The sequence below is a fragment of the Synechococcus sp. CS-1328 genome (assembly GCF_025128095.1).
GTDB lineage: Bacteria > Cyanobacteriota > Cyanobacteriia > PCC-6307 > Cyanobiaceae > CBW1002.
In genome coordinates, this window is the sequence record NZ_JAHLYT010000020.1 from 1 (window position 1) to 2,813 (window position 2,813).

The window sequence follows — 2,813 nt, forward strand, 5'->3', positions numbered from 1 at the left end:
ACGATCCAGTCGCAGCCCTTGCGCGCCAGCTTGGCCTGCGCGTGATCGATGACGTTTTCGGTTTCGGCGGCAAAGCCGACGAGCAGCGCGGGCCGACGGGCGTCGCGCGCCAGGCCTGCCAGAATATCGGGGTTCTCGGCCAGCTGCAGCACCGGCAGCGCGCCGCCGGTCTTCTTGATCTTCTGGTCCGCCGCATCCGCCGTTCGCCAATCCGCCACCGCCGCGACCAGGATCGCGATATCGGCGGGCAACGCCGCATCGACCGCGGCGGCCATTTCACGCGCGGTCTCGACATCGATCCGCGTCACGCCCGGCGGGGTGGGCAGGTGCACCGGGCCTGCGATCAGTTGCACATCGGCGCCCATAGCAGCTGCGGCTGCGGCAATCGCAAAGCCCTGCTTCCCGCTCGACCGGTTGGCTATGTAGCGCACCGGATCAATCGGCTCGTGCGTCGGTCCGGCGGTGATGAGGATGCGCTTGCCGGAAAGCGGCAACGCCGCCCCATCCCGCAGGCGGTTGTGCAGAGACAGGCAGCGCTCAATCTCTGCCATGATCGCGACCGGCTCGGGCAAGCGCCCCGGCCCGTATTCGCCGCACGCCATCGCCCCGTCATCGGGATCCACCACCATCACGCCATCGCCGCGCAGCTGGGTGACGTTGCGCTGGGTTGCCGCGTGCTGCCACATCCGCACGTTCATCGCAGGCACCGCCAGAACTGGCGTATCGGTGGCCAGCAGCACGGTGGTTGCCAGGCTGTCGGAAATCCCTGCCGCCATCTTGGCGAGCAGATCGGCAGTCGCCGGGCACACCACGATTAGGTCCGCCTCGCGGCTGAGCTGGATATGCCCCATCTCGGTCTCGTTCTTGAGATCCCAGAGCGTCGTGAACACCTCATTCTCGCTCAGCGCGGCCAGCGTCATCGGCGTGATGAACTGTGCACCGCCATCGGTGAGCACGCAACGCACGGTCATGCCCGCCTTGCGGATCAGCCGGATCAGCTCGCACGCCTTGTACGCCGCGATGCCGCCGCCGACGATGAGCAGGATATGGGGTGGTTTCATGGCCTGCAGCGGTAATTGCTGCGCGGCCTGCGGTCAACGATAGTGCCAGCTATCGAGCAGCGAGGAAGTGCCCTGCTGATAGGGCTTGGCATAATCCCGGAAAGGCCGCGTCGCGCCGCAGCGGTACAGCGGGCCCGCCACCAGCCTGCGCCGGTACAGCACGGTGATGATGATCGCATAGGCCAGCGCGCACATCGCCAGGCCGATGCCCTGCCCGGCCAATCCAGCCGCCAGCAACGCGCCGTGTGGCACGCCTGGATGCACCTGGATCAGTCCGATGGCATGGGCGCAAGCCAGTGTGGCAGCGACAGCAACGGTGTGATCGCGAAGCTTGAGGATGCGTGCAGGGAAGCTCATGCGATCTGCCTACACCGCGCGCGGCAGGCGCGCTGTGCGGCAGATCGCATCTCTGCAAAAAATCAGGCGGTGACCGCGCGCAGTCCCTCGATGAAGTGCGGGATGTTGGCATCGGTGAAGCCCGCGATGTTGATGCGGCCCGAGCCTGCCATGTACACGCCCCAGTCGGCACGCAGCGCGGCAATCTGGTCCGGGGTAAGCTGCAGCACCGAGAACAGGCCGTTCTGATGGCCTACGGCCGCAAGGTTCACCGATCCGATTGCCTGATGCGACGCCAGCGCATCGCGCACGCCGCGCATCCGCGCCCGCATCGAATCGAGCTCATCCAGCCAGATCTTGGTCAGCCCTTCATCTTCCAGCACGATCCGCACCGATGCCGCGCCATGATCAGGCGGCATCGACCAGTTGGCGCGCGCCAGCGCTGCAAGGTTAGACTGGATCGCGGGCTGCTGCGCGGGGCTTTCGGTCATTACATAGAGCGCGCCGACGCGCTCGCGGTAGAGGCCGAAATTCTTGTCGCAGCTATAGGCGATCAGCGCCTCGGGCACCTGCGCCAGCACGGTGCGCAGGCCATAGCCGTCCGGCTCGAAGCCATGGCCGAGGCCGTGATAGGCCAGATCGATCAGCGGAAACAGCCGCTTGGCCGCGACCGTCTCGGCGATCTGCTGCCACTGCTGCTCGCTGTAATCGGCGCCGGTGGGGTTGTGGCAGCAGCCGTGCAACAGCACCGCATCACCCGCATCGGCCTTGTCCAGCGCGGCTTCAAGCGAGGTGAAATCAAGCTTCTGCGTGGTCACGTCCATGTGGCGGAAGGTTTCGCAAGCGAGGCCCACGGCGCTGAGGATCTGCGCATGGTTGGGCCAGCTCGGCGTACCCATCCAGATGCGCTTGACGCCCGCCTTCAGCAGCAGATCCGCTGCCAGCCGCACCGCGCCGGTGCCGCCGGGGGTCTGCAGACCATCGATGCGGCCTGCGGGGTCGAAATCGCCCAGCATCCACGGCATGATCGCGCGGACAAAGCCCATGTCGCCTTCGGGGCCGAGATAGCTCTTGCTGTCCTGGCCATCGAGCAACCGCGCCTCGGCGGCCTTGATCGCCTTGAACACCGGCGTTGCGCCATCGGCAGTGCGATAGACGCCGACGCCCAGGTCAATCTTTTCGGCCCGCTGGTCGGCGGCATAAAGCTTGATAAGCGCGAGCAGCGCGTCTGCAGGTTGCGCTTGCAGTTGTTCCAACACGGATCAATCCCCCAATGGCTTGGTTTGAATATTGCCGGAAAACACCCTTCCGGCGTCAGGAAAATGCGCGAGCCTCCATGCCGACCGATGCGCGCTGGGGCAAGGCCAAAAGCCCCTTTGCCCCAAGCTGCACAGAAAAAAGGCCGGTTGCCGCAAC

3 protein-coding genes are annotated in these 2,813 nt (G+C 65.8%); all 3 read right to left on the reverse strand.

Annotation, left to right across the window (positions count from 1 at the left end; translation table 11 throughout):
* Window positions 1-1,061: bifunctional phosphopantothenoylcysteine decarboxylase/phosphopantothenate--cysteine ligase CoaBC (coaBC, locus tag KQ310_RS03355; protein ID WP_259720372.1), on the reverse strand; the 1,061-nt coding region annotated here is incomplete at its 3' end.
* A 33-nt stretch (window positions 1,062-1,094) separates the two neighbouring features.
* The gene (locus KQ310_RS03360) at window positions 1,095-1,418 is read right to left on the reverse strand and encodes a hypothetical protein (RefSeq protein ID WP_259720373.1); all 324 of its coding nucleotides are present in this window, start codon (window positions 1,416-1,418) and stop codon (window positions 1,095-1,097) included.
* A 62-nt stretch (window positions 1,419-1,480) separates the two neighbouring features.
* Entirely contained in the window at window positions 1,481-2,656 is a 1,176-nt protein-coding gene (locus tag KQ310_RS03365) for an amino acid aminotransferase (protein ID WP_259720374.1), read from the reverse strand.
* Window positions 2,657-2,813 lie beyond the last annotated feature (157 nt).

What these genes read in the sequence shown, in the direction of transcription:
- KQ310_RS03360 (WP_259720373.1), bottom strand. Translation starts at nt 1,418, where the DNA reads ATGAGCTTCCCTGCACGCATCCTCAAGCTTCGCGATCACACCGTTGCT.